The following is a 25,295-nucleotide window of genomic DNA, read 5'->3' on the forward strand; positions in this document are numbered from 1 at the left end:
GATCACCTCAGCGGTAGGACTTCTGGTAGCGCGCCCGAGCGCCCGGGCCGCCCCACTTTTTCGGTTCGGACTGGCGAACGTCGTTGACCAGCAGCGAGCGGTCGAACTCCATGAACGCGTCGCGGAGTTCGGCGTCGTTGGTGTGCTGGACGATCCCGCGTGCGATGGCGGTGCGGACGGCGTCTGCCTGTCCGCTGATGCCGCCGCCCTCGACGTCGACGTCGATGTCCATCTCGCCGCGGAGGTCCTCGCCGACGATGCGGAACGGTTCGAGCATCTTGAGCCGGGACGTCTCCGGTTCGACCAGCTCGACCGGCTGGGAATTGATTCGAACGCGACCCTCGCCTTCGCGCACCGTGGCGCGGGCGACGGCCGTCTTTTTCTTGCCACTCGTGTTGGTTACCATGTGACGTTAGCACCTAACTGTTCGGACACTTCGTGCAGGTGGACGAAGCGGATGTTCGACAGACGGTCCAGCGACGTACCCTCGAGAACCGTCGACTCGTGGTCGTCGTCGTGTTCGTAGGGGTTGCCGACGTAGACACGGACGCTGTCGAGTGCTTCGCGACCACGGGGCTTCTTGTACGGCAACATCCCGCGAACGGACCGCTTGAAGATCGTGTCCGGCCGGCGGGGGTAGTAGGGCCCGCTGTCCGAGCCCATCTGGAGTCGCGTACGGTACGTCTCGAAGATGTCTTCCTTGTCGCCGGTGATGACGGCGTCCTCGGCGTTGATGATCGCGACGCTCTCGCCGTCCAGCGCGCGCTGGGCGACCTCGCTGGCGACGCGACCGAGGATGCAGTCACGGGCATCGACGACGGTATCGGCGTCGAACTCTGCGAGACTCATCGAATCACCCGGACGTCGGAGCCTTCGGGGTTTGCTTCGAGCGCTTGCTCGAGCGGTACGGATTCACCGACCTGGTCGATCTTCGTCTCGGCGGACGAGGAGAAATCGACTGCAGCGACGGTGACGTTCTTTTGTAGTGCGCCCGATCCCAGCACCTTGCCGGGAACGACGACAGTCTCTTCTTCGCGTGCGTATCGCTCGATGCGGCCCAGGTTTACCTCAGCGTGGGTGCGCCGGGGCTTTTCGAGTCGATCCGCGACGTCTCGCCAGACGTCGGCGTCCCGCTCTCGGGACGTCGACTTCAGCTCGGCGATGAGATCGTTGAGCCTCGGATTGGTTTTGCTACTCATTGTATCCTCCAAATACGGTCGTCTCGGCGAGGCGAGGAAGCGTCTCGCCGATGGTGGAATCGGTTCGCTGCCGGCCGACAACGCGCCGATCGCCGCTGATCGGTGTCGGTCGGCGGTGAAGAAGTGGATGCAGGGAGCAGGATTTGAACCTGCGGACTCCTACGAGACAGCGCCCTGAACGCTGCGCCGTTGGCCTGACTTGGCTATCCCTGCTCGCACTTCCGTGTATCCGCCGCCCCTTCAAACCCCTTTCGATTCCAGTAGGCGAGCGATCGCCGGCCTCGTGGCTGACGGCACCGGCGAGCGGCTCGACCAGTTCGGGTCGGGGGCGTCGGTTCATATCTATAGCTGTACTGCGTCTTCGAGTTCGGTCGCGCGTGCCTCGAGCGTGTCCGCTGCTCGAGTCACGAGCTCTTCGATGCTGAAGGAGCCGTCCGTCTCCACGTGGAAGACGAACGCTTCGGGCACGTCCTCGACGCGGACTTCCTTGCCCGGGTATCGGTTCGAGAGATCGTGATCGAACTCGTTTGTCGGCACGAGTTCGCCGTCGTCCTCGATGACGCCGCGAATGATCCGGCGCTCTTCGTCCTCGAACTCCGGTAGGTCACCCTCGACCTCCACGCGCTGGAGGTGTCGGTAGCCGACCGCGACCCCGCCCTGGTGTTTGGCGTGGTCTTTCCCGCGGTCGATGACGGCGTCGGCCTCGGCCTCGAGGCGCTGGCCGTCCTTGAGATCGATGATCGGGACGTTCTCGTCGGCGGGTTGGACGAGGTCGTCCTCAGAGACGAGGTCGCCGGAGTAGGCGGTGTCCGGCCCTTCGACGTCGATCGAGAGCGTGACGGTGTCGTCCTCGGCGAACTCGCCGACCGGCGGCGTCGTCAGCGGGACGAGCCCCATTCGCAGGGCGAGTTGCTCGTCGAACATGACCGACGAGTTCTCGACGAACCGGACGGTATCGATCGCCATCGTCGGCACGTCGGCGATCATCGCTCGGCGGATGCCGTTTGCGAACCCGGGTGTCACGCCGCGAACGAGGAATCGCGCTTCACGATCCTCGCGTTCGACGAACTCGACGTCGTACTCAGCAGTCATGATCTAGTAGCCGCCCTTGCCTTTCGGAGCGCGCGATCCGTCGTGTGGGATCGGCGTGACGTCCTCGATGCGCCCGATCTCGATGCCCGAGCGGGCCAGCGCGCGGATCGTCGCCTGCGCGCCGGGACCGGGGGACTTCTGGAGGTTGCCACCGGGGCCACGGACTCGCACGTGGAGTCCGGTGATGCCCGCGGCCTTGACCTCCTCGGCGACGGACTCGGCCATCTGCATGGCCGCGTACGGCGACGCCTCGTCGCGGTTCTGCTTGACCGCCGTCCCACCGGAGGACTTAGCGATCGTCTCCGCGCCCGTGAGGTCGGTCACGGTCATGACGGTGTTGTTGAACGATGCATGCACGTGGGCGATACCCCACTTTTCGTCGTCCTGACTCATGGTTTACTGGCCCTCCGCGCGTTCGGGGTGGAGTTCGTCCGCGAGCGGGCTGTTCTCCTCGAAGGCCACCAGCTCCTCCTCGTCGACGTCGACGACGTAGGAGGGGACGCGGTGACGCTGCCCGTCGACCACGATGTGGCCGTGGGTGATGTACTGGCGTGCCTGCTGGGTCGTGTTCGCCAGCCCCTTGCGGTAGACGACCGTCTGGAGACGGCGCTCGAGGATGTCCTCGATCTCGAGCGACAGGATGTCGCCGAGTTCGTCGGCCTCGTCGAGGATGCCGACGCGTTTGAGCCGACCGAGGAACTCCTCGGAGCGCCGTTGGACGACCTCGTCGCCCTGGGCCTGGCCGAGCAGTTCCCGGGCCTCGCGCCGGTAGGAGCGAAGCTCGGATTGGGCGCGCCAGAGTTCTTCCTTGTTCTTGAGGCCGTAGCGGTCGAGCAGCGAGTGTTCGCTGGCGATGCGTTCACCCTGGTAGGGGTGGTTCGGCGTCTCGTATTGTTTGGTGTCAGTGCCGAGTGGCATTATTCGCCCTCATCCTCTTCTTCGGCAGCCTCTTCGGCCTGTTCCTCGCGGATCTCCTCGACGTTGACTCCGATGGTGCCCTCCGTTCGGCCGGTGGACTTGGTCCGCTGACCGCGGACCTTCTGGCCGCGCTTGTGGCGCGTGCCCTTGTAGGAGTCGATCATCTTCATCCGGTTGATGTCGTGCTGACGCGTCAGCTGGAGGTCGTTGCCGATCTCGTGGGTCGTCTCGCCGGAGTAGAAGTCGTCCTGACGGTTGTTGAGCCAGTCGGGGACTTCCTCGGCGTAGTTCTCTACGAGTTCGACGACCTCGTCGATCACGTCTTCGTCGAGTCGACCGAACGTGTCCGTTCGGTCGACGCCCGCTTCCTCGGCGATGAGCCGGGCGGTCCGGTGACCGATCCCGTTCATCTCCGTGAGCGAGCGCTCGACGGACTTCGTCCCATCGAGGTCGGTTTGCCCGATGCGGACGAAGTAGCGGAGATCTTCGTCGTCTTCTTGCTCTTGAGGTTCTTCCGCGCTCATGTTGTCGTGTATGTGTGTCTAGTCTGCGTGCGTTGCAAATCGACTGGCGGGAAAACGCCAGCTGAGTTCCGACGTTGTGGCGGGGATTCGAACCCCGGAGGCTTGACGCCACATGGTTAGCAACCATGCGCCTTGGGCCGCTTGGCTACCACAACACCGTCGGTCTATCGTCGCCCTCTCGGACTCGGGGATCGCTCCCCTACACGTATCGCACCCGGACCTACCCCTGTCTGCTACTTAAGGGCAACGAAAGGCGGCCGGTTCGTATGCGATGCGCTCGCACGGAATCGACCGAGCAGCGGATGGAGAACCGACCACAGTAGGACCAGTCGTCGTAAATACGGCGCTCTGTTTCCCGGACTATCGGGAGGGGGCGACACATGTCCTTCGGTCCGTCGACTGGACTAATCACCCGCTACGCGGTGGCGCGCGCTGATGGTCGACCGAGCGCTAGCGAGGGCGACCGTCGATACTGCGCGAGGGATGAGTGAGTGACCAACGGGAACGAACGAATCGGCTGGGGAGGGCGTGGCTACTCCCTGTTGCCACGATAGCAGAACACCTCCTCGAGTACTCCGTCAAACCGCGTACCGAGCAGCCACCAAACCGCGTACCGAGCAGCCACAAAACCGCGTACCGAGCAGTGGTGTCCGCGAGTCCCGTCTTCCGCCTCGAAACCCGTTTATGCGCCGGCGTACTCCTCGATGTACTTCTCGTTGATCTCCCACTCCCCGTCGTCGTTTTGCACCATGTACTCCCCGTAGTAGGGGACCCGGTTGGCGACGACCTCGCGGAAGGCGTCCCGGATTTCGGGTTTGGTCATCTCGCCCATCGTCTTGAGGTCGTCGTTGCGGTTGAGACACCCTTTCAGGTAGCCCTCGTGGGTCACCCGAACGCGGTGGCAGTTCGCACAGAAGGTGGGGTTCTCGACGGGGTCGACGATCTCGATCATCCCTCGACCTTCGGCGTTCGACCTGCTATCGTTCGCATCGCTCGAGCCGTCGCTGACCCAGTAGCGCCTGCGGTCGTGCATCTCCCGGTGTTCGATCTCGTCGGCCTGCTCGGCCAGCCAGTCGTGGACCCGCTCGATGTCGATGTTCCACTCGGGCTTGCCAGTCAGCTCCGGCATGTACTCGATCAACTGGAGTTGGAGGCCGTCGTTTTCCGCGACGTGGTCGACCATTTCCGGGACGTAGCCCGCGGTGTGTTCGAAGACGACCATGTTGAGTTTGACCGGATCCAGCCCCGCCTCGAGCGCGGCCTCGACCCCCTCGAGGACCTTCTCGTACGCCCCGCTTTTCGTCACGGCGGCGAAGTCCTCGGGATCGAGCGCGTCCTGCGAGACGTTGACCCGCTCTAACCCGGCGTCGACGAGGTCCTCGGCTCGCCCCGGAAGGAAGGTGCCGTTCGTCGTCAGCGAGACCTCCATGCCCTCGGGCGTGCGTTCGATGATCTCCTCCAAGTCCTGCCGCAACATCGGTTCTCCCCCGGTGAATTTGACCGCATCGACGTCGAACTCGGCGGCGACCTCGAGAAAGCGGACGACGTCGTCGGTCGACATCTCGTCGTCCTGTGGGTCCATCGGCCCGCGAGTGTCCCCCAGCCCTTCGTTGTGACAGTAGACACAGTCGAAATTACACCGGTCGGTGAGGGAGACGCGTACCCCGGTTACCTCCCGCCCGAACTCGTCGGTGAGCATGCCAACGAGTTGCAGCCGGATCCGCTTAAACGCGCCGGGAATTTCGACCCGACGTAACCGGTTTCGGTTCGCAAACCCTGTCAGACCACTACGAGGATCGGCGACGCCGACCGGCGGAAGGTCTACGCCGCTCGCGCTCGAACCGCCGGCCATGGACGACGACATGCTCAAGGACCAGCGACGGCTGGTCGAACTCATCGAGGACGAAGGCTGGGACGTGACCGATCTCGAGATCTCGGCCTACGACAGCCCGTGGGCCGACGAGGACGACCCCGAGGCGACGGTGACGATCACCGCGCGAAAGCCATACGACAGCGAAGGCGACGGCGAGGACGAGGACAATCCGTACCGACTGAAGTGAACGCAAGCGGCGACGGTCAGTCCGTTTCTTCGAGTTCGGTTCGTCCCGCTTCCTCGAGGGTCGCGTCCAACGCGCTCTCTTTGAGTTCGTCGGCCGTTTTTTCGCTCCGTCGCGCTTCGTCGCGAAGGGCCTCGAGCGGCTCGTCCGGGACCGGAACAAGTACGAGTCGATCCCCGCGATCGATCAGTTCGAACTCGTCCCCGAATTTTTCCCGGATCGATTCGGGAAGACGGATACAGCCGTCGTCCGTACTGACCCGCATACCTGCGTTTACGTGGCAAAATCGCATTATTCTTCCGATGGGCAGCACGGAACGAGTCTATAAAAGCAGCAGACAGTTCCCAATCAGCCCTTGATGTTACAGACGGGGAACGTCCGCGCGACTTTGTCGCCGATCCCGAGCGCGTCCGAGACCCGGACGACCTCGTCGACGTCCTTGTAGACGCCCGGGGCCTCCTCCGCGACGGTCGCGCCGGACTGGGCCTTGACGTAGATCCGATCCTGCTCCTCGAGGTCCTGCTGGACGTCGCCGCCCCAGAACTCGTCTTTGGCCTGGGTGCGGCTCATCAGCCGACCCGCGCCGTGGGCGGTCGAGCCGAAGGTCAGGTCCATCGAGTTCTCGCCGCCCCGGAGGACGTAGCTGCCTGCGCCCATGCTGCCTGGGATGATCACCGGCTGGCCGACATCGCGGTAGGCCGACGGCACCTCGGGGTGACCGGCGGGGAACGCTCGCGTCGCGCCCTTGCGGTGGACGTAGAGTTCGCGTTCCTCGCCGTCCTCGCCGACCGTGTGGGTCTCTTTCTTCGCGATGTTGTGGGCTACGTCGTACAGCAGATGCATGTCCATCTCCTCCCAGGAGCGATCGAACACGCGCTCGAAGACCTGCCGCGTGCGGTGCATGATCAGCTGGCGGTTGACCCACGCGAAGTTGATCGCGGCGTTCATCGCCGCGTAGTAGTCCTCGGCCAGCTGTGAGCCGGCTGGGGCGGCCGCCAGCTCCGTGTCCGGCAGCTGGTTCAGCAGCCCCTCGTGTTGCTGCTCGATCTTCCGCAGGTAGTCGTTACAGGTCTGGTGGCCCAACCCGCGCGACCCGCAGTGGATGAGGACGACGATCTGGTCCTCGGAGAGGCCGTAGGCCTCGCCCACCTCGCCGTCGAAGACGTCCGTGACGCGCTGGACCTCGAGAAAGTGGTTGCCCGAGCCCAGCGAACCGATCTGGTTCTTGCCGCGGTCTTTGGCCTTCTGGCTCACCTTGTCGGGGTCCGCGCCCTCGCGCATGCCTTCGTCCTCGCAGTGCAGTAAGTCGTCCTCGACGGCGTGGCCGTTCTCGAGCGCCCAGTCGACGCCGCGGGCCAGGATCTCCTCGACGGTGTCGACGCCGGCCTCGACGATGCCGCCGCCGCCCAGGCCCGACGGGACGTTCGCGAACAGGGAGTCGACGAGTTCCTCCTCGCGGCCCTGTACTTCGTCGTAGGTGAGGTTCGTCCGCATCATCCGGACGCCGCAATTGATGTCGTAGCCGACCGCTCCCGGCGAAATACAGCCGTTTTCGGCATCGAGCGCACCCACCCCACCGACGGGGAAGCCATAGCCCTGGTGTCCGTCGGGCATACAGATCGCGTGGTCGGTGATCCCCGGCAGGTGAGTCGTGTTTTTGATCTGCGCTAAGGTCTTGTCGTCCTCGATCTGCTCGAGCAGGGCCTCGCTGGCCAACACTCGCGCCGGAACGCGCATGTCCCCCTCCTGTGGGATCTCCCAGACGTACTCGCGGACCCGCTCTAACGTGATGCCGTCGGCGTCGTAGGTAGTCATACCCGAGCATCCGACCCCGGCGATGAAAGATGTTCGTCTTGCCAGCGACCTCGAGAGTCCGTCTCACCGTCCGATCACGGCGGTTCGCGGACGGAATCGATCGGCCACTGGTCAGACGGATTGCTGTAACGGTTTCCCGGCGCAACCGCCGCCCGGGTCGCGGTTGCGCCGGTAATGACTCACAGGAAACCGTATCAGACGTCGAAGACGACGTAGGCCTCCCAGCCGTCCGCAACGGACTCGAGGCGCATCTCCGAGTAGGTCACGGCCTTCACCTCGCGGGCGTCGACCGCCCCGAGCGGGACGCCACGGGCGCTGGCCTCGAGGGACCACGCGGTTGCGTCGGTGTCGCTCTCGGCCCCGGTCGCTTCGATGCTCTCGACTCGGTTATCGACGGGCAACTCGGCGCGGACGTCCCGCAGGTAGATCAGTTCGCCGAGATAGTCGAACAACAGCGCCTCGCGTCGCTCGGCGGTCACGGTCAGGGAGAATCGCTCGCCGGTCTCGGGCGGGATGTCGTCGGAGGATGCGGCCGCGAGGCCGTCGGCCGTCGCTTCGAAGACCGCCTCGAGGGAGTCGCCGGTCGCAGCGACCGCGACGTCGGCCGTGTGATCGCGCAGTTCGAACCCCATGTGGCGGCCCTTCGCGGACGGGGGTGGTATGACCGTCGGTTCGGCCTCGAGGACGGCGCCACCAACGGCGTGTCGAGGAGGTACCACACCCCGTCGTCCGACGTTCCCGAGACCGCACTGCCGGTGGAATTATAGTGGACAGGCTGGTAGACTGTGATAGTGAGCGTCAACATCGATAGTCGCGTCGTCGCGCCGGGGAGCGACGATTTCGTCGACGACGCCTGGGAACTCAAAGAGGAGATCCGTCGCGAGGAGGGCGTACTCAAACAGCGCTACGACTTCTTTACCGACGCGTACCGACGGTCGAAGGTCCACTGCTACGTCCGGGACGACGAGTTGATCGGGTTCGCGGCGGTGCGACGCGACGGCTATATTCTCTTTCTCGCGGTCGCACCCCGTTATCGCAGCGAGGGGATCGGGAAGCGACTCGTCGCCCGCGTGGCCGAAGATCACGATACCATCACGTGTCACGCCCGGACGAGCAACGAGAACGCCCTCCAGTTCTACGAGCATCTGGGCTTCGAGATCAAGCGCCGAATCGACGACTACTACGAGGACGGCGGCGACGCCTACTACCTGAAACTGGGTGCGGACGTCGGGATCACGGACAAGATCTCGGATCTGATTCGGCGGTAACGACCGGTTCTGCGGCTCGTCGACGCGCTATCCGTCAGCCGCCGGCCCGTCCCTGACGGTTCCCGCGACGAACGCCCGGCGGAGGACCGTCGACAGCAGGTAGGTCTCGTACTTCTGTGTGCGGCAGTGTTCGCAGGGGGCCATCTCCCCGACGATTCGATCGATCTCCTCGCCGTACTCCTCGCGTAATTCCGCCACGAGGGCGGCGACCTCGGGGGTGATCTCGTCGGCCATCGCCGCGACCGCCGCGTCGGCGTCGTCGGGCAGCGCGTACGAGAGGACGATCGTATTCGCGCGGTAGTACTTCGTCGTCGCGCCGCCACGTTCCTCGAGGCGGGCGACCTCGACGAGGCCGGCGTCGCGGAGTTCGTTGACGTGGTGGCGTACCGTGTTCGGCGTCCGGTCGTATCCCCGCTCGCCCAGCGCCGCGTGGATCGCCGCGACGGAGCGTGCCCGTTCCGCCAGCATGTCGAGGATCATCGCACGCAGCGGTTCGTCGACGGCGCTCGAGACGTTCGTGTCCCGGACCGCGATGTCCTCGATCGTCACGTCCGACGTGAATTCGGCCATTGAGTGGTCGTGGTTGGGCGTCGAACGGTAAAAGTGATTCAGCCGAACGCCCTCGAGGGAACGCACTCATGTTCAAAAATTGATAGTTTCTTGATTCGTCGACGGACGGATCCGAACCGAGACAGTGTTCTGCGATCGGTACAGCAGAAGCGACGTCCCACAGTGTGTCGGTCGAGACCGGCCCGCCGTCTAGACGAGTCGTTTCACCGGCGGAATCCCCCGTCCGTGCGCCCAAACAAGTCATTTGAGTGAGGTATTTACGAACGGGGCTCCGACACGCATTCGAGCAACGATGTCCGAGATCGAATACCGCGTGACCGACTTCGACTGTCCGACCTGTGCGAGCAACGTCGAGCGGGCGCTGTCGAAAACCGACGGCGTCGACCGCGTCGAAGTCCACTACACGACCGGCCGCGTCGAGATCGAGTACGACGACGGTGTCGTCGAGACGGACGACCTCGAGCGAACCATCACGAAACAGGGGTACACCCTCCGGGTGCGGTGACGAAACGTGAACGCCAAGCGATACGTTCGCGCCCACCGGCAACCGATCGTCGTCGCGGCGAGCGGCCTGTTGCTTTCGCTCGGCTGGACCGTCGGGACCCTCCACGACGTGGCCCTGCTGAGCGCGGGACTGATGATCCTCGCCGCGGCCGTCGGCGGCTACGACGTCGCGAAGAAGGCCTTCTACACCCTTCGAAGCGGTACCGTCGGCATCAACACCCTCGTCACACTGGCCGCGGTCGGAGCGATCGCCATCGGCGAGTACTGGGAGGCCGCCGCCGTCGTCTTCCTGTTCTCGCTCGGCAACTACCTCGAGGCTCGGACGATGGCCAAGACCCGGTCGGCCCTCGAGGAGTTGCTCGAGTTGGCCCCCGATACGGCGATCGTCCGCCGCGACGGCGAGACTGTCGAGGTTCCCGCCCGCGAGGTCGAACCGGGCGAGACCGTCGTGATCAAACCCGGCGCGAAAGTCCCCGTCGACGGCGAGGTCACCGACGGTGAGAGCGCGATCGACCAGTCGCCCGTGACCGGCGAGAGCGCGCCCGTTCGCAAGTCCGCGGGCGACGAAGTCTACGCCGGGACGATCAACCAGGCGGGGGCACTCGAGGTCGTCGCGACCGACACCGGCCGGGACACGACCCTCGAGCGGATCATCCGCCGGGTCGAGGAGGCACAGGAAGCGCAAGCGCCGACGGAGACGATCATCGAGCGTTTCGCGAGGTACTACACGCCCGCGATCGTCGTGCTGGCGGTCGGAACGTACGCGATCACCGGAAACGCCGTCACGTCGCTGACGCTGCTTGTCATCGGCTGTCCCGGCGCCTTGGTCATCGGGCCGCCGGTCAGCATCGTCAGCGCCATCGGCTCGGCGGCACGGGCCGGCGTCCTGCTGAAAGGCGGGGAACACCTCGAGACCGCCGGGAAGATCGACTGCGTCGCGTTCGACAAGACCGGCACCCTGACCAAGGGCGAGCCGGCCGTCGCGAGCGTCGACGGATTCGGGGTCGCCGATGACGACGTGCTTCGCGCCGCGGCCATCGCCGAGAAGAAGAGCGAACATCACCTCGCGGACGCGATCCTCGCGGCCGCTCGAGCGGGCGACGCCAGCGCCCGCGAGACCGCCACCGACGGCGGCGTCGTCACCGACCACTCGGCTGATTCGGCGGGCCCCGAGCCCGACGAGCCGGCGATCCCCGATCCCGAGGCCGTCGACGTCGTCGCGGGCAAGGGCGTCGTCGCCCAGTACGACGGCCGGACGATCGCGGTCGGCAACCGCGCGCTCCTCGCCGACCGCGGCCTCGAGGTCCCGTCCGAGATCGCGGCTCATGCCCGCGAACGCGAGGCGGCCGGCGAGACGGCGGTCTACGTCGCGCTCGAGGACGAGGTCGTTGGCGTCGTCTCGATACGGGACGAACTCCGACCCGCAGCGAGCGACGCCGTGGCGACCCTGGAAGCTGCCGGTGTCCGCACGGTAATGCTGACCGGCGACAACGACCGTACCGCGCGGTCGGTCGCCGAGGCGGTCGGAATCGAGGACTACCGGGCCGAACTGCTGCCCGAGGAAAAACGAGACGCCATCGAGTCGCTCCGGGCCGAGGGCCACGTCGTGGCGATGGTCGGCGACGGCATCAACGACGCGCCCTCGCTCGCGGCCGCCGACGTCGGGGTCGCGATGGGCGCTGCGGGCACCGATGCGGCCATCGAGACGGCCGACATGGCGCTGCTGGCCGACGACCTCGAGCGGGTTCCCGAGGCCGTTGGGCTCAGCAAGGCGACCCGCCGGAACGTCTCGGAGAACGTTGCGATCGCCGTCGCGACGGTCGGTCTGCTACTGGCCGGCGTCGTCGCCGGGGCCGTCCACATGGCCGCCGGGATGCTGCTTCACATCGCCAGCGTGTTGCTGGTGATCCTGAACGGGATGCGGTTGCTGCGGTACTGACTACCGACCGATGCGACCTTCGAATCCACAATGACAGAGACGACCAACGACACCGACCGAACGAACTGGGCCGTCGACTACGACGATATCGAACCGATTCGGCTGCGCGACCCCGCCGCGGAGGCGCTGGCCGTCCTCGAGCCGGGCGATCCGATCGTCATCACCTACGAGGACGTGGTGAAGGCGGCGGGCCACTCCTGTCCCACGGCGGCGGGGGCGTACCGAATGGCACGGGACGGCCTCGAGGCGCTGTACCCGGACTCGCTCCCGGTCCGGGGCGAGATCGAAGTTCTCGCGGGCGGCCCGCGGAACGACCCCGCCTACGGCGTCACGTCGCGGCTGCTCTCGTACGTGACCGGGGCCGCCGGCGAGGACGGCTTCGCGGGGCTGGCCGGCGGCCACGGCGGCCGGAAAGACCTGCTCCGGTTCGGGGCGATCGGCACCGACGGCGTCGCCTTTGAGTTCACTCGCACCGACACCCACGAGACCGTCCGGGTCACCTACGACACGACGGCGATTCCGGAGGCAGGGCCGGGCACGCGCCACCTCCAGTCGCTGATCGACGGCGAAGCGACGGCCGAGGAACGCGCGGCCTTCGCCGAGGACTGGCACGGCCGCGTCGAACGGATCCTCCGCGGCGACGGCTTCGTCACGGTCGACGGCCCCGCGACTCGGCCCGGCGACGACTGAGCGCCGCTCGAGCCCGTGACCGCCGCCGTCGGCGGGCCGCGCGAGCCGCCCCGTCCCGGCCCGCCGCGCGGACAGTCCAATACAATTATACCGGCCCCTCCCCGAGTAGGCCAATCGTATGGAAGAGCGAACGAGGGCCTACCTCCGCGGGCGATTTCGCGACCACTACCGACGGACGGAGATCACGCCGCCGCCCGCGGCCAACGAACGCGAGTGGGGCTTCATCCCGTGGACGGAGGGCCCCGACACGACGATGGTCCGCCACCGTTCGCTGCTCGAGTTGGGGGATCTCTCCGAGTTTCTGGTCCGGAAGCGCCCGCGCCACGTCTACTTCTCGGCGGGGCGCTTTCGCGACCCCGGCGCGAGTTCGATGCACGAGAAAGACTGGCAGTCCGCGGACCTCGTCTTCGACCTCGACGCCGACCACCTGCCCAGCGTGACGCTGGGCGAGGACAGCTACGCCGAGATGCTCGCCAAGTGCAAGGACGCCCTGCTTCGGCTGCTCGATTTCCTCGAGACCGACTTCGCGTTCGAGGACCTCGAGATCGTCTTCTCCGGCGGCCGAGGTTATCACGTCCACGTCCGCGACGAGAACGTCCTGGGCCTCGATCGGGAACACCGCCGCGAGATCGTCGACTACGTCCGGGGGATCGGGCTGGAGTTCGACGAGCTGATCGAGACCGAGACGGTGGCTGGATTGGGACGGAAGACCCCGACCGAACGCCGAACCCTCCGGATCGAAGGGGGCTGGGGGGCGCGGATCCACGCCCACTTCATGGCCTTCGTCGACGAGTTGCTCGAACTCGAGGAGGAGGCTGCCCTCGAGCGGTTACAGGCGTTCGACGGCATCGGCAAGGGGAAGGCCAAAGCGACGCTGAACGCCGCACGCAACAACCGCGAGGGACTCGAGGCGGGCAACGTGACCGTCCACACCGCGATCGCGCAGTTGGCCGAGCGGTTCGCGAACGAGGCCGTCGAGCGGGACAACGCGCCCATCGACGAACCCGTCACGACGGACACGAACCGGCTGATCCGACTGCCGGGCAGCCTCCACGGCGGCAGTGGCCTGAAGACGGTACGGCTCGAGCGCGACGAGATCGCGGACTTCGATCCCCTCGTCGACGCCGTTCCCGAGACCTTCGAGAGCCACGAGATCACCGTCGACGTCACCGACGGCGGCGAGGTCGAACTCGGAGGAGATAGCTTTACGGTCGCGGAGGGTGACCAGTCACTACCCGAGTACGTCGCCGTGTTCCTGATGGCACGCGGCCGCGCCGAGAAGGAGAAAGAATGAACTTGGACGAACTGCGCTCGGTCCAGAGCAAGGAGCGCCAGAAGGACAGCCTCCAGAACCTGCGCCCCTCGTTCTACCAGGAGGTCGGGGAGTACATCGCCGATCTGGAGGCCGAACGCGACCGGGTCGCCGAGGCGTCCGAGGACCCCTTCTCCTCACCCGAGGTCCGTCGGCTCTCCGACGAGATCGAGACCGCCAAGGACGTGGTCGAGGCGATCTACGAGCGCCGGATGGGAAAACTCGTCAAGCAAGCCAGCCTCGCGGCGGCCGGCATGGCCGCCGACGACGAGGGACTGACCGCCGAGGAGGCGGACCTGTTCGACGACCTCGTCGACCGCATCGGATCGAACAAGAGCCGCGTCCTCGACGTTCTCGAGGGCGTCGAGGAATCGACCGGTGGCGGCGACGCCGTCCCGTCGAACGACACACCTGCCCCGGACGACGCAGATCCGGGACGCCCCGGTTCACCCTCGAGCGAGCCGGCACCCGAGCCCGACGACGACGCCCCACCGGCACCGCCCGAGGAGCCGCCTGCCGGAATCGAGTCCGGTCCGGACGACGGCGACTCGAGCGGCGTCTCCCCCGCGGACGTCATGGGCCGCGACGGACCAGCAGTCGACGACCCTGCTGACGCGGGCGGTTCTCCGGACACGACGACTCCCCCGGAGCCGTCCGGCGAGCCCGGTTCGGAAGCCACTCCCGAACCCGACCCGTCGCCCTCGAGCGACGGTGCGGACGGAGCGGCCGCCGATCCTGACACGGCCGACGAGCGCGCGACGGCCGGCGACGTGGACCGGACGACCGTCCGAATCACCGACGACATCGGGTCGATCTACGGCGTCGACGGTCGCGAGTACACGCTGAGCAGCGACGACGTGGTCGAACTCCCGGAACAGAACGCCGCCCCGTTCGTCGATCGCGGCGCGGCCGAACGCCTCGAGTGACCGGCCCTACCCGGCCGTTTTCAGCTCGCCCGACTTTCCATCCCTTGCTGACCGTCACGGACCGATCGGCGGGCACGGCACTGACCGTGTGAAACCGTAACGCCTACAGTAACCCCCGCTAACTCGAACCCATGCTCGACGTCGGCGACGACGCACCGGAGTTCGAATTGCTAAATCAGTACGGCGAGACCGTCTCGCGGTCCGATTTCGACGGCCAGCGGCTCGTCGTCTACTTCTATCCCCGCGCCAACACCGAGGGCTGTACGCTCGAGGCCCGCGGGTTCGACGAGGCGCTCACGCGCTTCGAGGACCGCGACGTCGGCGTCGTCGGTATCAGCGACGACCCCGTCGACGACCTCGAGTCGTTCGCCGACGAGTACGACTTCGGGTTCGACCTCCTCTCGGACGAGTTCGGCGAAGTCGCGACGCTGTACGACTCCTACGGCGAGAAACAGATGTTCGGGAACACCTTCGACGGCGTCTTCCGCAACACGTACGTCGTCGGCCCCGACGGCCGCATCGAGGCGGTCTACGAGGACGTGACCCCCGAGGGCCACGCCGAAGAGATCCTCGCGGACCTCGCCGACACGTCGGCGGAAGCCACACCGTAGCCGGGCCGGCGCTTGCCGTCCCGTCACCCGACGAACCGCTCGCCGTTCGTTTCCAAGTTCTGAAGTAGCCGGGCGCGAACCGGCCAGTATCAACCCTTCGACGATATGACGCTCAACGACAACGACCGCTCGATCGCGGCCTTCGCCATGCTCGCCCACGCGACCGTCCACTGGTTCGAACTGGCGATCCCGATCTTCCTGGTCGTCTGGCTCGAGGCGTTCGACATCTCCATCGCGGTCGCCGGGATCGCGGTCGCGGCCGGCTACGCGCTGTTCGGGCTCGGCGCGTTGCCCGCCGGCTTGCTCGCCGATCGCTACGGGCCGAAACGGCTCGTTCTGGCCTGCCTCGTCGGGATGAGCGTCTCCTTCGTGGGACTGTCGCTCGCGACCTCTATCTACGGCATCGCTGCGGCGCTGGTCTGTTGGGGCGTCACCGCGAGCGTCTACCACCCCGCGGGGCTGGCGCTCATCAGCACCGGCGTCGAGGACCGCGGGACGGTCTTCGCCTGGCACGGCATCGCCGGCAACCTCGGCATCGCGCTCGGTCCCTTCGCGACCGCGACGCTGTTACTCGTACTGGACTGGCGGCTCGTCGCCGTCGTGTTGTCGATCCCCGGCGCGGTCGCGACCCTCTACGGGCTGCGGGCCCGGTTCGATCCGACTGCGGCGGTCGCGGACGACGGCGAGGAATCGGGGTCGCTCGCCGCGAGCGAGTTCGTCGACACCTCCCGATCGCTGCTTACCGGCTCGTTCCTGCTGGTCTTTGCCGTCGTCACCGTCGTCGGTCTCTACTACCGGGGCGTCCTCACCTACCTGCCGGAGCTGCTCAACGGGCTGCCGGCGCTCGCGGGAATCGAGCCGCCGGCCGCCCTCGAGGAACTCTCGCTTGGCGACTACTTCTACGTCGCCCTGCTGGTCGCGGGGATGGCCGGCCAGTACGTCGCCGGAAAGCTGACGAGTCGCGTGCCCGTCGCCCGCGGACTGGCGGTGGTCTTCGTCGGGCTCGCGGTCCTCGCGGTCGCGTTCGTGCCGGTCTCGGGGCTGGGTCTCCTCCCGATCCTGCTATACTGTGGCGTCCTCGGGTTCGCGCTGTTCGCGATCGAGCCGTTCTACCAGGAGGCCGTCGCCGTCTACACGCCCCCGGACGCGCGGGGACTCTCCTACGGCTACACCTACCTCGGCATGTTCGGACTGGGCTCGCTCAGCATCGCACTGGGCGGCTACCTGCTCGATCACGCGACGACGGCGGCGCTGTTCGTGACCCTCGCGGCGATCGCGCTGCTCGGTTCGGGGATCGCAGCGCGGTTGCTGTTCAGCCCGACGCCAGTCGCGAGCGGGTCGCCCGACGCGGCGGACGCGAGCGCGGGCGACGACTGAGATCGGTGCCGTCGCTCGACGTTCGGGTCGCCCTGAAAAATTGAAACGGTCGGCGGCCCACGGACCCCAGTTCGCTTACTGGAAGGTGCGGCCGAGCTGCTCTTCTTCCTGAGCCGGTTCGGCGGTGTCGAACTGCTCTTCGATCTCCTCGTACTGCTCGCGGGTTTCGGGGGTCACGCTCGGGTTGACCTCCTCGAGGGCGTGTTCGAAGTGTTCCTTGCTGATGCGGACGTTGCCGACGGTGTCGGCCATCTCCTCGGGATCGACCGAGTTGATGAACTCGCGGCTGGCGGCCATCGAGGCCTCGCGCGTGACCGCTTCGATGTCGGCGCCCACGTAGCCCTCCGTCTCCGCGGCGAGCCAGTCGAGGTCGACCGCGTCGGCCAGGGGCTTGTCGCGGGTGTGGACCTCGAAGATCTTCCGGCGGCCGCCCTCGTCGGGGACGGGCACGTGGACGTGACGGTCCAGCCGTCCCGGACGGAGCAGCGCCGAGTCGATCAGGTCGGGTCGGTTGGTCGTCGCGATCACGACGACGTCTTCCAGTTCCTCGAGCCCGTCGAGCTCAGTGAGCAGTTGACTGACGACGCGTTCGCCCACGCCGGAGTCGCCCTGCTGGCGACCGCGCTGGCCCGCGATCGAGTCGATCTCGTCGAAGAAGATCACGGTCGGTGCGTTCGACCGCGCCTTCTCGAAGACCTCGCGGACGCCCTTCTCGGACTCGCCGACGTACTTGTTCAGCAGCTCGGGGCCCTTGATCGAGATGAAGTTCGACTGCGCCTCGTTGGCGACGGCCTTGGCGAGCAGGGTCTTCCCCGTGCCCGGCGGGCCGTACATGAGGACGCCCTTGGCGGCCTGCATGTCCAGTTCGTCGAACACCTCGGGGTAGTCGAGCGGCCACTGGACGTTCTCGCGGAGCCGCTCTTTGGTGTCTTCTAAGCCGCCGACGTCGTTCCACGTGACGTCGGGTACCTCGACGAAGACCTCCCGCATCGCGGACGGTTGGATGCCCTTGAGCGCCTCCTTGAAGTCGCCCTCGGTGACCTCGAGCGTCTCCAGCACCTCGGCGTCGATCTCGTCCTCCTCTAAGTCGAGGTCGGGACGGATGCGACGGAGAGCGTTCATCGCGCCCTCGCGGGTCAGGCTCTCTAAGTCGGCCCCGACGAAGCCGTGGGTGTTCTCGGCGTACCGGTCGAGGTCGATCCCCTCCTGGAGGGGCATCCCGCGGGTGTGGACCTGCAGGATCTCCTTGCGGCCGTCCTTGTCGGGGACGCCGATCTCGATCTCGCGGTCGAAGCGACCGCCCCGGCGGAGCGCGGGGTCGATGTCGTCGATGCGGTTGGTCGCGGCGATGACCGTGACCCGGCCTCGTTCCTCGAGGCCGTCCATCAGCGAGAGGAGCTGGGCGACGACGCGGCGTTCGACGTCACCGCCGGCGTCCTCGCGCTTGGCCGCGATCGAGTCGAGTTCGTCGATGAAGACGATCGCGGGCGCGTTCTCCTCGGCTTCCTCGAAGACCTCGCGGAGCTTCTCCTCGCTCTCGCCGTAGTACTTCGACATGATCTCCGGCCCGGAGATGGTCTCGAAGTGGGCGTCGATCTCGTTGGCGACGGCCTTGGCCATCAGCGTCTTCCCGGTGCCCGGCGGGCCGTGCAGCAGGACGCCCTTCGGCGGCTCGATGCCGAGCTGTTGGAACAGCTCGGGGTGGCGCATCGGCAACTCGATCATCTCGCGGACCTGGTCGAGTTCGTCGTCCAAGCCGCCGATGTCCTCGTAGGTGACGTTCGGGACGCCCTCGGCGGACGCGCCGCCCCCGGACTGAACCTGTTCGGCCGGCGTCTCGGAGATTTCGATGCTGGTCGAGTCCGTGATGACGACGGTGCCCGACGGCGAGGTGCTGGCGATCTTCAGCGGGACCGACTGGCCGGAGCTGGCCATCGGGCCGAACGAGAGCGAGAACGGCACCGTCTGGCCCTCGGTGACGGCCTGCCCGGAGAGCTTGTCGCGGACGAGCGGCCCGATGTCGCCCCGGATACGCAGGTTTTGCGGGAGCGCGACCGTGACCGATTTCGCGGGTTTGACGTCGGCGGGTTCGATGTCGACCGTGTCGTCGATCCCGACGTCGGCCTCCTGACGCAGGCGGCCGTCGATCCGGACGATGCCCCGGCCCTCGTCCTCCGGGTAGCCCGGCCAGACGCGAGCGACGGCCTGTCCCTCGCCCTTGCCCGAGATGACGATGTAGTCACCGTTCTCGAGGTCGAGTTCGTTCATCGATACTCGGTCGATCGCGGCGAGTCCGCGGCCGGCGTCCTTCTGTTTCAGTGGTTTGACGGTAAGCTTCATCGTTCCTCCTCTAACTCGATAGTGAGCACGCCGTTTTTCATAAACGTGTGCGCGTCCCCGGCAGCGGCCGGGAGTTCGATCTCGTACTGGTCGTCCGCAAGGACGACGATGGCGGTGTCGTCGACGACGTCGACCGAGACGTCCCCGACGTCGGTCCCGAAGTCGACGGCCATGACCGTGGCGTCGTCGTACTCGTACCGACGGGCTAACTGCCCCTCTTCGCGGGTGAATTGGTCGAGAGTCATGCTGTAACTAACCCAAGGTAAGTGTCGCTAGTATATAAATCTTTTGCCGATAGACCGCATGAAGGCGGCGGGGTGGATAGAGAGATCGTTGTTCGTAGTTCACGGTGTGCCGGTCGGCGAGGCAGCCGCCGGCCCGGGACGCGGTCGTTGGACCCGAACGGGGATACCCCTCGTGCCGGCGTTCTCCGGTGAGAACCGCCTCGAGTCTTTATGGCCGTCCCCCTCGTGTCCTCGCGTATGGAAACGGTAACACATCACGGCAGGGAGACGGCGTACGAGGTTATCGACCGAGGGGCCGACGGACCGCCGATCTGTTTCGTCCACGGCAGCGGGGGATCGCGCGACGTCTGGACGGGCCAGCACGCGCTGGCGGAACACCGTCCCGTCGTCGCGATGGACCTCAGCGGCCACGGCGACTCGGGCGATATCGACGCCAGCGCCGGCTACAGCACGTTGTCGGCCTACACCGACGACGCCCTCGCCGTCGTCGAGGCGACCGGGGCCGAGGTCTTCGTCGGGAATTCGCTCGGCGGTGCGGTCGTCCTCCAACTGCTCCTCGAGCGCCACGTCGATCCCGACGCCGCCGTTCTGACCGGGACGGGCGCGCGGCTGGGCGTTCTCGACGACCTGTTGACGTGGCTGCAATCGGACTTCGAGCGGGCAATCGAATTTCTGCACGGCTCGGACCGGCTCTTTCACGACCCCGACCCGGCCGTCCGCGAGCGATCGATGGACCGGATGGCCGACACCGGACAGGCGGTCACGCGACGGGATTTCTTGACCTCCCACGAGTTCGACGTCCGCGACCGCCTCGAGGAGATCACCGTCCCGACGCTCGCGCTCTATGGGGAACACGACCAGTTGACGCCGCCGTGGTTCCACGAGTTCCTCGCCGACGAGATCGAGGGAGGCCGGCTCGCCGAGATCGAGGATGCGGCGCATCTGGCGATGATCGAGCGTCCGGACGCGTTCAACAGGGTCATCGAGGCGTTTCTCGCGGATCTCGAGGGCTGATCGGGAGCGGCGACAGCCACCCGTACTACCGGAGGAGAACGGCGACCGTCCCGCGAGAGGGAGCTAACGGCGGTCCTCGAGCGCGACGAACGAGTCGGTCGTGGCGGTGAGCCACGCCGTCGATATCGCGTCCTCGTCGATATTCTGTGGAAACATCGTACACACTGCGATATCGTCGTGTTCGACGGTGACGTGTTGCAGTTCCGATCCGTGGTCGCTAGCCGACTCGCGTTCGCCGGTGGCGCGTTTCGATGATTCGGACATGATACCGATCCTCCGCGGTCTATCCGCGTCTTCCCCGTTCTGGCATATAACTGTCTGCCCTAAACCGAGAGTACAATACTATGTGGTATTATCACCCTTATATATTTACCGTCGAGCGACCCATGGGATTGCGAGCGGACCGTTCGGGCTCGGCCGCGCGAGCCGAGAACGGAGCCGTCAGTAGAGCTCCTCGAGATCGCTCTCCTCGTGGCCGTGTTCCGCGGCGGGGAACTCGCCCGATTCGACGGCCGAGACGTAGTCGTCGATCGCCGACTCCATCTCCCCGCGGACGTCCCCGAACTGTTTCGAGAACGAGGGAGTCCACTCGCTCAGCCCGACGGCGTCGTCGACGACCAGTACCTGTCCGTCGCAGTCCGGCCCGGCGCCGATCCCGATCGTCGGGATGTCGATGGCGTCGGTGACCTCCGCCGCGAGGTTCGAGGGGACGTGTTCCAGCACCAGCGAGAACGCGCCCGCCTCCTCGTGGGCCTCGGCCAGCTCGAGGATGCGTGCTGCGGCCTCCTGGTCGGTTCCCTGCCGGGGATAGCCGCCGTACTGATTGACGTGTTGGGGAGTCAGCCCGAGATGTGCCATCACTGGAATCCCGAGCTGGACCAGCTTTTTCGTGAGATCGACGGTGTGGGGACCACACTCGAGTTTGACGGCGTGAGCGTCCTCTTCCTTGAGCATCCGGCCGGCGTTCTCGACGCTTGCCGCCTCGTCGACGCCGATCGAGAGGAAGGGCATGTCGGCGACGATCAACGCGTCCTCGGTCGCCCGCGCGACAGCGCCCGTGTGGCGAGCCATGTCGTCGACGGTCACTGGCAGGGTCGTCTCGTGGCCGAGCGTCGTGTTTCCGAGGCTGTCCCCGACCAGAATGATGTCGACGCCGGCCTCGTCGACGATCGAGGCCGTCGGCGCATCGTACGCCGTCAACATCGTGATCGGTTCCTCGCCCGCTTTCGACCTGACATCCCGTACGGTAGGCATACCCATAGCTTGACCTCCCACGATTAAACCTCGTTGTTCTCCGGCCGCGCTCGGCCGGACCCGGCGCGCTTAAGAGGGACCGGTCGCCATACCCACGCGTGCCAGAACGCGTCGAAACGACCTCGCCCGACGGGGTCGACTACGGCTGGGTGATGCAGACGACGTTCGTCGCCACCATCCTGGTCGGCGCACCGATCGTCGTTGCCCTCTCGACGACCGTGACCCTGCCGTCGTGGGCCGACCGGGCCGAGTTCGCGATCCGAGTCGGGGCCCCCGTTTGGTTAGTCACGTCGCTCGTGGTCTTTGCCTACGCCAAGCGAAAGCAGACGTAATCGGAAGATTCGGCCGCCGCCGGTCGGTCTCAGACGCCCGACGGTCCCTCGCCGACGTACTCGAAGTCCATTCCCGCTCGTTCTGCGGTCCGGAGATCGCGCTCGGAGTCGCCGATGAACAGCGCTCGTCCCGGCTCGACCTCGAGCCGGCGCGCCGTCGCGAGCAACGGCTCCGGATCCGGCTTCCACGTCCCGACCGTGTCCCGACCGACGACCGCCTCGACCGCCGCCAAGAGGGCGTGTTCCTCGAGCGCGATCCGGCAGGCCCGCTCGCAGTTCAACGAGCAGACACCCGCGGGCAGCGACCGGTCGAGCAGATCGTCGGCGCGTGCGAGCCGCTCGGAGGCCCGCGCGCCCTCGTGTTCGTGGGCCGCGATGGCTGCCTCGACCTCCGCGTGGAGTCCGACCTCGGCCGCGCCCTCGAGCATGGCCCAGAGCCCCTCACCTGGGGGGTCGCGGTTCGCGCCGTCGTACACCTCACGGACGTCGGTGGCGACGGCGTCCCAGTCGACCACGAGATCGACGAGGGTCCCGTCCAGATCGTAGACGATGGCGTCGTACTCGCTCACGGACGGCCGTACGGGCGAGAGGAGAATAGGAGCTTCGGTGCGGTCGGCACTCGCCGGCCGGTCACCCCGGTCCCGAGCCGTGAGCGGCCGGCAGGGTCTCGCGGACCGCTTCCCGTTCCGCGATGAGTTCCATGGCGGCCGTTCGACGGCCGTGGTAAAAGGCCCCGCGACGATCGGGATGAACGGGGTCAGAACGGTCACAATATTAAATATGTTCGGAAGGTGAAAGCGACTGTGCAACGGAGAGATCTGTTACTCGGTGGGGGAGTAGCGCTTTCGGCGACGATCGCGGGCTGTAGTTCGGACGGAACCGACTCGAGCGACGGGGAGTCGGGGAACGGCAACAGTAGCGACGACGGGGCCGGTTCCGACTGGGAACGAACTGAACTGCTCACCGAGGGGTCGGACCTCGGACTTCGCGGTAGCGGGCGATTGACGAAAGAACAGGAGGACATCGGCTGGGAGATCGAGGACGCTTACGTCGATGCGTACGTCGACAACGAGGGGAGCGGGCCGTCGGGGACCGCGACGGTCCGCTGTACCTGGTACGACGAGAGCGGCGGAACGATCGGAACCGATACGACCGAGATCGCGACGATCGCCGCCGGCGAGACCTGGAAAGCGCGGGTGTACCACCACGGCACGGATCCCGGCGCGGTCGAGGGCTTCGACCTCGAGGTCGTCGACGAGACGCCCGCGGAGCCGGTCAATTTAGACGTCGGTGGCATGACGGTCGCGAACGTCGATCGCTATTTCGACGAGACCGGAGTTCGGTACACGGCCGGGTTCACCAACGAACGCGACGAGCCGATCGAGTCGGTGTACGCCGTCCTCAAACTCTACGAGGACGAGTTCCTCCTGAACACGGAAGTCGGTCACCTCGAGGACTTCCCCGCGGGTGAAACGAAAAGCGGCTACCCCTTCGACTGGAAGGACCGACGCGCGGACGCAGTGAACGACCGCGAGTTCCTGTTCGCCGACGGAGTCCCGTCGGCCGAGGAGGCCTAGACTCCCTCGAGGGGAACGTCGAGGTCGCGAAGCCGGTCGCGCATCTCGGCGGCGGACTCGTCGTCCGCGAGCCGCAGCGGACTCCGGAGCGGTCCGGCGTCGAAGTCCCGCATGCGAAGCGCCGTTTTCACGCCGGACATGTAGGAATCGCCGGTCTTGAGGGCGTCCCGAACGGCGAAGATATCGCTCTGTAGCTCGCGGGCCCGTTCGCGTTCGCCGGCGTCGTAGGCCTCGTAACAGTCGACGACCAGTTCCGGGAAGACGTTGGCGACGGCGCTGACCGCGCCCGAGCAGCCGACCGCGAGGCCGGTAAAGACCAGCGAGTCCGACCCCGCGAGGAAGGTCAGTTCCGGGTGGGCGTCGGCCGCCTGCGCGAGCCACGGGACGTCCTTGCTCGAGTCCTTGACGCCCGCGAGCGTGTCGATCTCGGCGAGGGCAGCGAGCGTCTCGAGGGAGAGTTCGTTGCCCGTCTTGCTCGGGATATGATAGACGTAGACCGGCAGGTCGACGGCCGCGGCGACCCGGCGGTAGTGTTCGATCGCACCCTCGTGGTCGAGCGGATAGTAGTAGGGCGTGACGACGACGATGCCGTCGGCGCCGACCGATTCGGCGTGTTCGGCGCGGGCGACGGTCCGGTAGGTACTCGGCGCGCCGACGCCGGCGATGACCGGCACCTCGTCGCCGACCTCGTCGACGACCGCCTCGATCACGCGGTCGCGTTCCGCCCCCGATAGGAGAGGGAACTCGCCGTTGGTTCCGAGCGGAAAGACGCCGTGGGCACCGCGATCGACGACGAACCGTGCGTGTGCAGCCGTCCGCTCGTAGTCGACGGACTCGTCGTCTCGGAACGCGGTGACCGTCGGTGGGACGACGCCGCGAAGCGACAGCGGATCCCCAGCGCCGGGGTCGTGCTGAGCCATGGACGATCGTCCGCCCGGCACGGGCAAAAAAGGCGCGCCGTCCGCTGCGTTCAGTGGTCAACAGCGGTGGCGCGTCGCTTACGGCGCGACGCGATTCAGTCCGGCGTCGCCACCTCGCCGGCGGGCTCGTCGAGCTGTTCCCCCGCGAGGACGCGGTTCGCCCGACGGAGCCGTTCGGACAGCGCCTGATGGGAGATATCGAGTTCGTTCGCCAACTCCTCGAGCGAGATCTCGCGGGGGACGTCGTAGTAGCCCTGCCGGTAGGCCTCGGCGATGGCCTCCTGCTGGGGTTCGGTCAGGGCCGCCGTCGTCTCGAGGTCCTCGTCCGTGCCGGCCTCGACCATGCGCCTGACGTCGATCCGGACGCCCTGTGCCTCGATCCCGGAGACGGCGTCGGACAGTTCCTCGCGGTGGGGAAAGAGCAATCGGAGGGTCCACTGCCCGTCCGCGACGCGGGCGTCAAGAACCGTCCCGCCGTGTTCGTACACACAGCAACAGACCGACCCGACCGCTTCCGTGTACGTGACGCGGTAGAACAGGTCGCCGTCCGCGGTGTTCTCGAGGAGTTGGCGGTAGTCGTCGACCGTCGAGTCGGCCTCGAGCGCCGCCTCGAGGGTCTCGCGGTCGACCTCGGAAAACCAGACCAGCGGGACGGTCCGGGTCGGCCCCTCCGCGACGACGCTTTCGACGCGGACCTCGAGGGCCGGTAGTTCCTGAAACGTCTCTGCGAGTGCGAACTCGTCCGTCGAAAGCGAGAGTTCTGCGATCGTCGTCATTGGACGGTCACCTCGGAACGTGCGGTCGAACCCGT

At 66.5% G+C, this 25,295-nt stretch carries 31 protein-coding genes and 2 tRNA genes; 12 read left to right on the forward strand and 21 right to left on the reverse strand.

Annotated elements, in window-relative coordinates:
* Nucleotides 1–7: 7 nt before the first annotated feature.
* From ACERIM_RS13835 to moaA, 10 genes are all read right to left on the reverse strand, one after another.
* Complete coding sequence (locus ACERIM_RS13835) at nucleotides 8–406, reverse strand: 30S ribosomal protein S9 (RefSeq protein ID WP_006650701.1); 399 nt, start codon at nucleotides 404–406, stop codon at nucleotides 8–10.
* A complete protein-coding gene (locus ACERIM_RS13840; RefSeq protein WP_006650700.1) occupies nucleotides 400–849 on the reverse strand; it encodes a 50S ribosomal protein L13 in 450 nt (149 codons plus the stop codon). Before ACERIM_RS13840 ends, ACERIM_RS13835 begins: the two co-directional genes overlap by 7 nt.
* Nucleotides 846–1,199: a 50S ribosomal protein L18e gene (locus ACERIM_RS13845; protein ID WP_006182147.1), complete on the reverse strand. Its 354-nt coding sequence runs from the start codon at nucleotides 1,197–1,199 to the stop codon at nucleotides 846–848. Before ACERIM_RS13845 ends, ACERIM_RS13840 begins: the two co-directional genes overlap by 4 nt.
* 128 nt (nucleotides 1,200–1,327) lie before the next feature.
* Nucleotides 1,328–1,412, reverse strand: a tRNA-Leu gene (locus ACERIM_RS13850).
* A gap of 129 nt (nucleotides 1,413–1,541) precedes the next feature.
* Nucleotides 1,542–2,291 carry a DNA-directed RNA polymerase subunit D gene (locus tag ACERIM_RS13855; protein WP_373633168.1) on the reverse strand — a complete coding sequence of 250 codons (750 nt, stop codon included), beginning with the start codon at nucleotides 2,289–2,291 and terminating at the stop codon, nucleotides 1,542–1,544.
* Nucleotides 2,292–2,294: 3 nt separating this feature from the next.
* Nucleotides 2,295–2,684, reverse strand: a complete 390-nt coding sequence (locus ACERIM_RS13860) for a 30S ribosomal protein S11 (protein ID WP_006182145.1) — start codon at nucleotides 2,682–2,684, stop codon at nucleotides 2,295–2,297.
* 3 nt (nucleotides 2,685–2,687) lie between these two features.
* Nucleotides 2,688–3,209 (reverse strand): 30S ribosomal protein S4, encoded by a 522-nt coding sequence (locus ACERIM_RS13865; protein ID WP_049966664.1) that lies wholly within the window; start codon nucleotides 3,207–3,209, stop codon nucleotides 2,688–2,690.
* Nucleotides 3,209–3,733, reverse strand: a complete 525-nt coding sequence (locus tag ACERIM_RS13870) for a 30S ribosomal protein S13 (RefSeq protein ID WP_006650698.1) — start codon at nucleotides 3,731–3,733, stop codon at nucleotides 3,209–3,211. The genes ACERIM_RS13865 and ACERIM_RS13870 overlap by 1 nt, the downstream gene beginning before the upstream one ends.
* Nucleotides 3,734–3,805: 72 nt before the next feature.
* Nucleotides 3,806–3,888, reverse strand: a tRNA-Ser gene (locus ACERIM_RS13875).
* Nucleotides 3,889–4,415: 527 nt separating this feature from the next.
* The gene (moaA, locus tag ACERIM_RS13880) at nucleotides 4,416–5,432 is read right to left on the reverse strand and encodes a GTP 3',8-cyclase MoaA (RefSeq protein WP_006650697.1); all 1,017 of its coding nucleotides are present in this window, start codon (nucleotides 5,430–5,432) and stop codon (nucleotides 4,416–4,418) included.
* A 151-nt stretch (nucleotides 5,433–5,583) separates the two neighbouring features.
* On the opposite strand from moaA, the gene ACERIM_RS13885 reads away from it, so the two are divergent.
* Nucleotides 5,584–5,793 carry a hypothetical protein gene (locus tag ACERIM_RS13885; RefSeq protein WP_373633169.1) on the forward strand — a complete coding sequence of 70 codons (210 nt, stop codon included), beginning with the start codon at nucleotides 5,584–5,586 and terminating at the stop codon, nucleotides 5,791–5,793.
* A 16-nt stretch (nucleotides 5,794–5,809) separates the two neighbouring features.
* On the opposite strand, the gene ACERIM_RS13890 is transcribed toward ACERIM_RS13885, so the two are convergent.
* From ACERIM_RS13890 to ACERIM_RS13900, 3 genes are all read right to left on the reverse strand, one after another.
* Entirely contained in the window at nucleotides 5,810–6,055 is a 246-nt protein-coding gene (locus ACERIM_RS13890; protein WP_006650695.1) for an AbrB/MazE/SpoVT family DNA-binding domain-containing protein, read from the reverse strand.
* A gap of 83 nt (nucleotides 6,056–6,138) precedes the next feature.
* Nucleotides 6,139–7,605 (reverse strand): RtcB family protein, encoded by a 1,467-nt coding sequence (locus tag ACERIM_RS13895; RefSeq protein ID WP_373633170.1) that lies wholly within the window; start codon nucleotides 7,603–7,605, stop codon nucleotides 6,139–6,141.
* Nucleotides 7,606–7,799: 194 nt separating this feature from the next.
* Nucleotides 7,800–8,237 (reverse strand): archease, encoded by a 438-nt coding sequence (locus tag ACERIM_RS13900; protein WP_373633224.1) that lies wholly within the window; start codon nucleotides 8,235–8,237, stop codon nucleotides 7,800–7,802.
* A 159-nt stretch (nucleotides 8,238–8,396) separates the two neighbouring features.
* On the opposite strand from ACERIM_RS13900, the gene ACERIM_RS13905 reads away from it, so the two are divergent.
* Nucleotides 8,397–8,873 (forward strand): N-acetyltransferase, encoded by a 477-nt coding sequence (locus ACERIM_RS13905; protein WP_006650692.1) that lies wholly within the window; start codon nucleotides 8,397–8,399, stop codon nucleotides 8,871–8,873.
* 27 nt (nucleotides 8,874–8,900) lie between these two features.
* Here the strand turns inward: ACERIM_RS13905 and ACERIM_RS13910 are convergent, their stop codons facing one another.
* Nucleotides 8,901–9,443 carry an ArsR/SmtB family transcription factor gene (locus tag ACERIM_RS13910; RefSeq protein WP_373633171.1) on the reverse strand — a complete coding sequence of 181 codons (543 nt, stop codon included), beginning with the start codon at nucleotides 9,441–9,443 and terminating at the stop codon, nucleotides 8,901–8,903.
* 292 nt (nucleotides 9,444–9,735) lie between these two features.
* Between ACERIM_RS13910 and ACERIM_RS13915 the strand changes: the two genes are divergently transcribed.
* From ACERIM_RS13915 to ACERIM_RS13945, 7 genes are all read left to right on the forward strand, one after another.
* Nucleotides 9,736–9,948 carry a heavy-metal-associated domain-containing protein gene (locus tag ACERIM_RS13915; protein ID WP_373633172.1) on the forward strand — a complete coding sequence of 71 codons (213 nt, stop codon included), beginning with the start codon at nucleotides 9,736–9,738 and terminating at the stop codon, nucleotides 9,946–9,948.
* Between the two features lie 6 nt (nucleotides 9,949–9,954).
* On the forward strand, nucleotides 9,955–11,886 hold the full coding sequence (locus tag ACERIM_RS13920) for a heavy metal translocating P-type ATPase (protein ID WP_373633173.1): 1,932 nt from the start codon (nucleotides 9,955–9,957) through the stop codon (nucleotides 11,884–11,886).
* A 30-nt stretch (nucleotides 11,887–11,916) separates the two neighbouring features.
* Entirely contained in the window at nucleotides 11,917–12,576 is a 660-nt protein-coding gene (locus tag ACERIM_RS13925; RefSeq protein ID WP_373633174.1) for an FmdE family protein, read from the forward strand.
* A gap of 118 nt (nucleotides 12,577–12,694) precedes the next feature.
* Nucleotides 12,695–13,870 carry a DNA primase small subunit PriS gene (priS, locus tag ACERIM_RS13930; RefSeq protein ID WP_049966655.1) on the forward strand — a complete coding sequence of 392 codons (1,176 nt, stop codon included), beginning with the start codon at nucleotides 12,695–12,697 and terminating at the stop codon, nucleotides 13,868–13,870.
* A complete protein-coding gene (locus tag ACERIM_RS13935; RefSeq protein WP_373633175.1) occupies nucleotides 13,867–14,814 on the forward strand; it encodes a hypothetical protein in 948 nt (315 codons plus the stop codon). Before priS ends, ACERIM_RS13935 begins: the two co-directional genes overlap by 4 nt.
* Before the next feature lie 131 nt (nucleotides 14,815–14,945).
* A complete protein-coding gene (locus ACERIM_RS13940) occupies nucleotides 14,946–15,425 on the forward strand; it encodes a peroxiredoxin (RefSeq protein WP_373633176.1) in 480 nt (159 codons plus the stop codon).
* Nucleotides 15,426–15,530: 105 nt separating this feature from the next.
* A complete protein-coding gene (locus ACERIM_RS13945; protein ID WP_373633177.1) occupies nucleotides 15,531–16,802 on the forward strand; it encodes an MFS transporter in 1,272 nt (423 codons plus the stop codon).
* A 75-nt stretch (nucleotides 16,803–16,877) separates the two neighbouring features.
* On the opposite strand, the gene ACERIM_RS13950 is transcribed toward ACERIM_RS13945, so the two are convergent.
* Together ACERIM_RS13950 and ACERIM_RS13955 are read right to left on the reverse strand one after the other, a co-directional pair.
* Nucleotides 16,878–19,142 (reverse strand): CDC48 family AAA ATPase, encoded by a 2,265-nt coding sequence (locus ACERIM_RS13950; RefSeq protein WP_006182129.1) that lies wholly within the window; start codon nucleotides 19,140–19,142, stop codon nucleotides 16,878–16,880.
* Complete coding sequence (locus ACERIM_RS13955; protein WP_006650683.1) at nucleotides 19,139–19,387, reverse strand: hypothetical protein; 249 nt, start codon at nucleotides 19,385–19,387, stop codon at nucleotides 19,139–19,141. The genes ACERIM_RS13950 and ACERIM_RS13955 overlap by 4 nt, the downstream gene beginning before the upstream one ends.
* A 237-nt stretch (nucleotides 19,388–19,624) precedes the next feature.
* On the opposite strand from ACERIM_RS13955, the gene ACERIM_RS13960 reads away from it, so the two are divergent.
* A complete protein-coding gene (locus ACERIM_RS13960) occupies nucleotides 19,625–20,401 on the forward strand; it encodes an alpha/beta fold hydrolase (protein WP_373633178.1) in 777 nt (258 codons plus the stop codon).
* A 63-nt stretch (nucleotides 20,402–20,464) separates the two neighbouring features.
* Here ACERIM_RS13960 and ACERIM_RS13965 read toward each other — a convergent pair whose 3' ends face one another.
* A complete protein-coding gene (locus tag ACERIM_RS13965; protein ID WP_373633179.1) occupies nucleotides 20,465–20,665 on the reverse strand; it encodes a hypothetical protein in 201 nt (66 codons plus the stop codon).
* A gap of 177 nt (nucleotides 20,666–20,842) precedes the next feature.
* Nucleotides 20,843–21,655, reverse strand: a complete 813-nt coding sequence (gene panB, locus ACERIM_RS13970; protein ID WP_373633180.1) for a 3-methyl-2-oxobutanoate hydroxymethyltransferase — start codon at nucleotides 21,653–21,655, stop codon at nucleotides 20,843–20,845.
* 98 nt (nucleotides 21,656–21,753) lie between these two features.
* Here panB and ACERIM_RS13975 point away from each other — a divergent pair, with 98 nt between their 5' ends.
* On the forward strand, nucleotides 21,754–21,987 hold the full coding sequence (locus ACERIM_RS13975) for a DUF5822 domain-containing protein (RefSeq protein ID WP_006182124.1): 234 nt from the start codon (nucleotides 21,754–21,756) through the stop codon (nucleotides 21,985–21,987).
* A gap of 29 nt (nucleotides 21,988–22,016) precedes the next feature.
* Here the strand turns inward: ACERIM_RS13975 and ACERIM_RS13980 are convergent, their stop codons facing one another.
* Nucleotides 22,017–22,556, reverse strand: coding sequence for an HAD family hydrolase (locus tag ACERIM_RS13980; protein ID WP_373633181.1), 540 nt, complete (start codon nucleotides 22,554–22,556; stop codon nucleotides 22,017–22,019).
* A gap of 234 nt (nucleotides 22,557–22,790) precedes the next feature.
* Between ACERIM_RS13980 and ACERIM_RS13985 the strand changes: the two genes are divergently transcribed.
* Entirely contained in the window at nucleotides 22,791–23,564 is a 774-nt protein-coding gene (locus ACERIM_RS13985) for an FxLYD domain-containing protein (RefSeq protein WP_049966649.1), read from the forward strand.
* Here the strand turns inward: ACERIM_RS13985 and ACERIM_RS13990 are convergent.
* Together ACERIM_RS13990 and ACERIM_RS13995 are read right to left on the reverse strand one after the other, a co-directional pair.
* Nucleotides 23,561–24,484, reverse strand: a complete 924-nt coding sequence (locus ACERIM_RS13990) for a dihydrodipicolinate synthase family protein (protein ID WP_373633182.1) — start codon at nucleotides 24,482–24,484, stop codon at nucleotides 23,561–23,563. The two genes, ACERIM_RS13985 and ACERIM_RS13990, sit on opposite strands and share 4 nt — an antisense overlap.
* 95 nt (nucleotides 24,485–24,579) lie before the next feature.
* Nucleotides 24,580–25,260 (reverse strand): helix-turn-helix domain-containing protein, encoded by a 681-nt coding sequence (locus ACERIM_RS13995; RefSeq protein WP_006650676.1) that lies wholly within the window; start codon nucleotides 25,258–25,260, stop codon nucleotides 24,580–24,582.
* Nucleotides 25,261–25,295: the final 35 nt, after the last annotated feature.

Source organism: Natrinema sp. H-ect1 (assembly GCF_041821105.1).
Taxonomy (GTDB): domain Archaea; phylum Halobacteriota; class Halobacteria; order Halobacteriales; family Natrialbaceae; genus Natrinema; species Natrinema thermotolerans.

Excerpts from the sequence above, each read along its gene's own strand:
- ACERIM_RS13940 (WP_373633176.1), top strand. The coding sequence starts at position 14,946 with ATGCTCGACGTCGGCGACGACGCACCGGAGTTCGAATTGCTAAATCAG.
- ACERIM_RS13965 (WP_373633179.1), bottom strand. The coding sequence starts at position 20,665 with ATGTCCGAATCATCGAAACGCGCCACCGGCGAACGCGAGTCGGCTAGC.
- ACERIM_RS13835 (WP_006650701.1), bottom strand. The coding sequence starts at position 406 with ATGGTAACCAACACGAGTGGCAAGAAAAAGACGGCCGTCGCCCGCGCC.
- ACERIM_RS13995 (WP_006650676.1), bottom strand. The coding sequence starts at position 25,260 with ATGACGACGATCGCAGAACTCTCGCTTTCGACGGACGAGTTCGCACTC.
- ACERIM_RS13910 (WP_373633171.1), bottom strand. The coding sequence starts at position 9,443 with ATGGCCGAATTCACGTCGGACGTGACGATCGAGGACATCGCGGTCCGG.
- ACERIM_RS13865 (WP_049966664.1), bottom strand. The coding sequence starts at position 3,209 with ATGCCACTCGGCACTGACACCAAACAATACGAGACGCCGAACCACCCC.
- ACERIM_RS13900 (WP_373633224.1), bottom strand. The coding sequence starts at position 8,237 with ATGGGGTTCGAACTGCGCGATCACACGGCCGACGTCGCGGTCGCTGCG.
- ACERIM_RS13845 (WP_006182147.1), bottom strand. The coding sequence starts at position 1,199 with ATGAGTAGCAAAACCAATCCGAGGCTCAACGATCTCATCGCCGAGCTG.
- ACERIM_RS13840 (WP_006650700.1), bottom strand. The coding sequence starts at position 849 with ATGAGTCTCGCAGAGTTCGACGCCGATACCGTCGTCGATGCCCGTGAC.
- ACERIM_RS13945 (WP_373633177.1), top strand. The coding sequence starts at position 15,531 with ATGACGCTCAACGACAACGACCGCTCGATCGCGGCCTTCGCCATGCTC.
- ACERIM_RS13860 (WP_006182145.1), bottom strand. The coding sequence starts at position 2,684 with ATGAGTCAGGACGACGAAAAGTGGGGTATCGCCCACGTGCATGCATCG.
- ACERIM_RS13885 (WP_373633169.1), top strand. The coding sequence starts at position 5,584 with ATGGACGACGACATGCTCAAGGACCAGCGACGGCTGGTCGAACTCATC.
- panB (WP_373633180.1), bottom strand. The coding sequence starts at position 21,655 with ATGCCTACCGTACGGGATGTCAGGTCGAAAGCGGGCGAGGAACCGATC.
- ACERIM_RS13990 (WP_373633182.1), bottom strand. The coding sequence starts at position 24,484 with ATGGCTCAGCACGACCCCGGCGCTGGGGATCCGCTGTCGCTTCGCGGC.
- ACERIM_RS13950 (WP_006182129.1), bottom strand. The coding sequence starts at position 19,142 with ATGAAGCTTACCGTCAAACCACTGAAACAGAAGGACGCCGGCCGCGGA.
- ACERIM_RS13935 (WP_373633175.1), top strand. The coding sequence starts at position 13,867 with ATGAACTTGGACGAACTGCGCTCGGTCCAGAGCAAGGAGCGCCAGAAG.
- ACERIM_RS13955 (WP_006650683.1), bottom strand. The coding sequence starts at position 19,387 with ATGACTCTCGACCAATTCACCCGCGAAGAGGGGCAGTTAGCCCGTCGG.
- ACERIM_RS13870 (WP_006650698.1), bottom strand. The coding sequence starts at position 3,733 with ATGAGCGCGGAAGAACCTCAAGAGCAAGAAGACGACGAAGATCTCCGC.
- ACERIM_RS13925 (WP_373633174.1), top strand. The coding sequence starts at position 11,917 with ATGACAGAGACGACCAACGACACCGACCGAACGAACTGGGCCGTCGAC.
- ACERIM_RS13895 (WP_373633170.1), bottom strand. The coding sequence starts at position 7,605 with ATGACTACCTACGACGCCGACGGCATCACGTTAGAGCGGGTCCGCGAG.
- ACERIM_RS13960 (WP_373633178.1), top strand. The coding sequence starts at position 19,625 with ATGGAAACGGTAACACATCACGGCAGGGAGACGGCGTACGAGGTTATC.
- ACERIM_RS13855 (WP_373633168.1), bottom strand. The coding sequence starts at position 2,291 with ATGACTGCTGAGTACGACGTCGAGTTCGTCGAACGCGAGGATCGTGAA.
- ACERIM_RS13915 (WP_373633172.1), top strand. The coding sequence starts at position 9,736 with ATGTCCGAGATCGAATACCGCGTGACCGACTTCGACTGTCCGACCTGT.
- moaA (WP_006650697.1), bottom strand. The coding sequence starts at position 5,432 with ATGCTCACCGACGAGTTCGGGCGGGAGGTAACCGGGGTACGCGTCTCC.
- ACERIM_RS13890 (WP_006650695.1), bottom strand. The coding sequence starts at position 6,055 with ATGCGGGTCAGTACGGACGACGGCTGTATCCGTCTTCCCGAATCGATC.
- priS (WP_049966655.1), top strand. The coding sequence starts at position 12,695 with ATGGAAGAGCGAACGAGGGCCTACCTCCGCGGGCGATTTCGCGACCAC.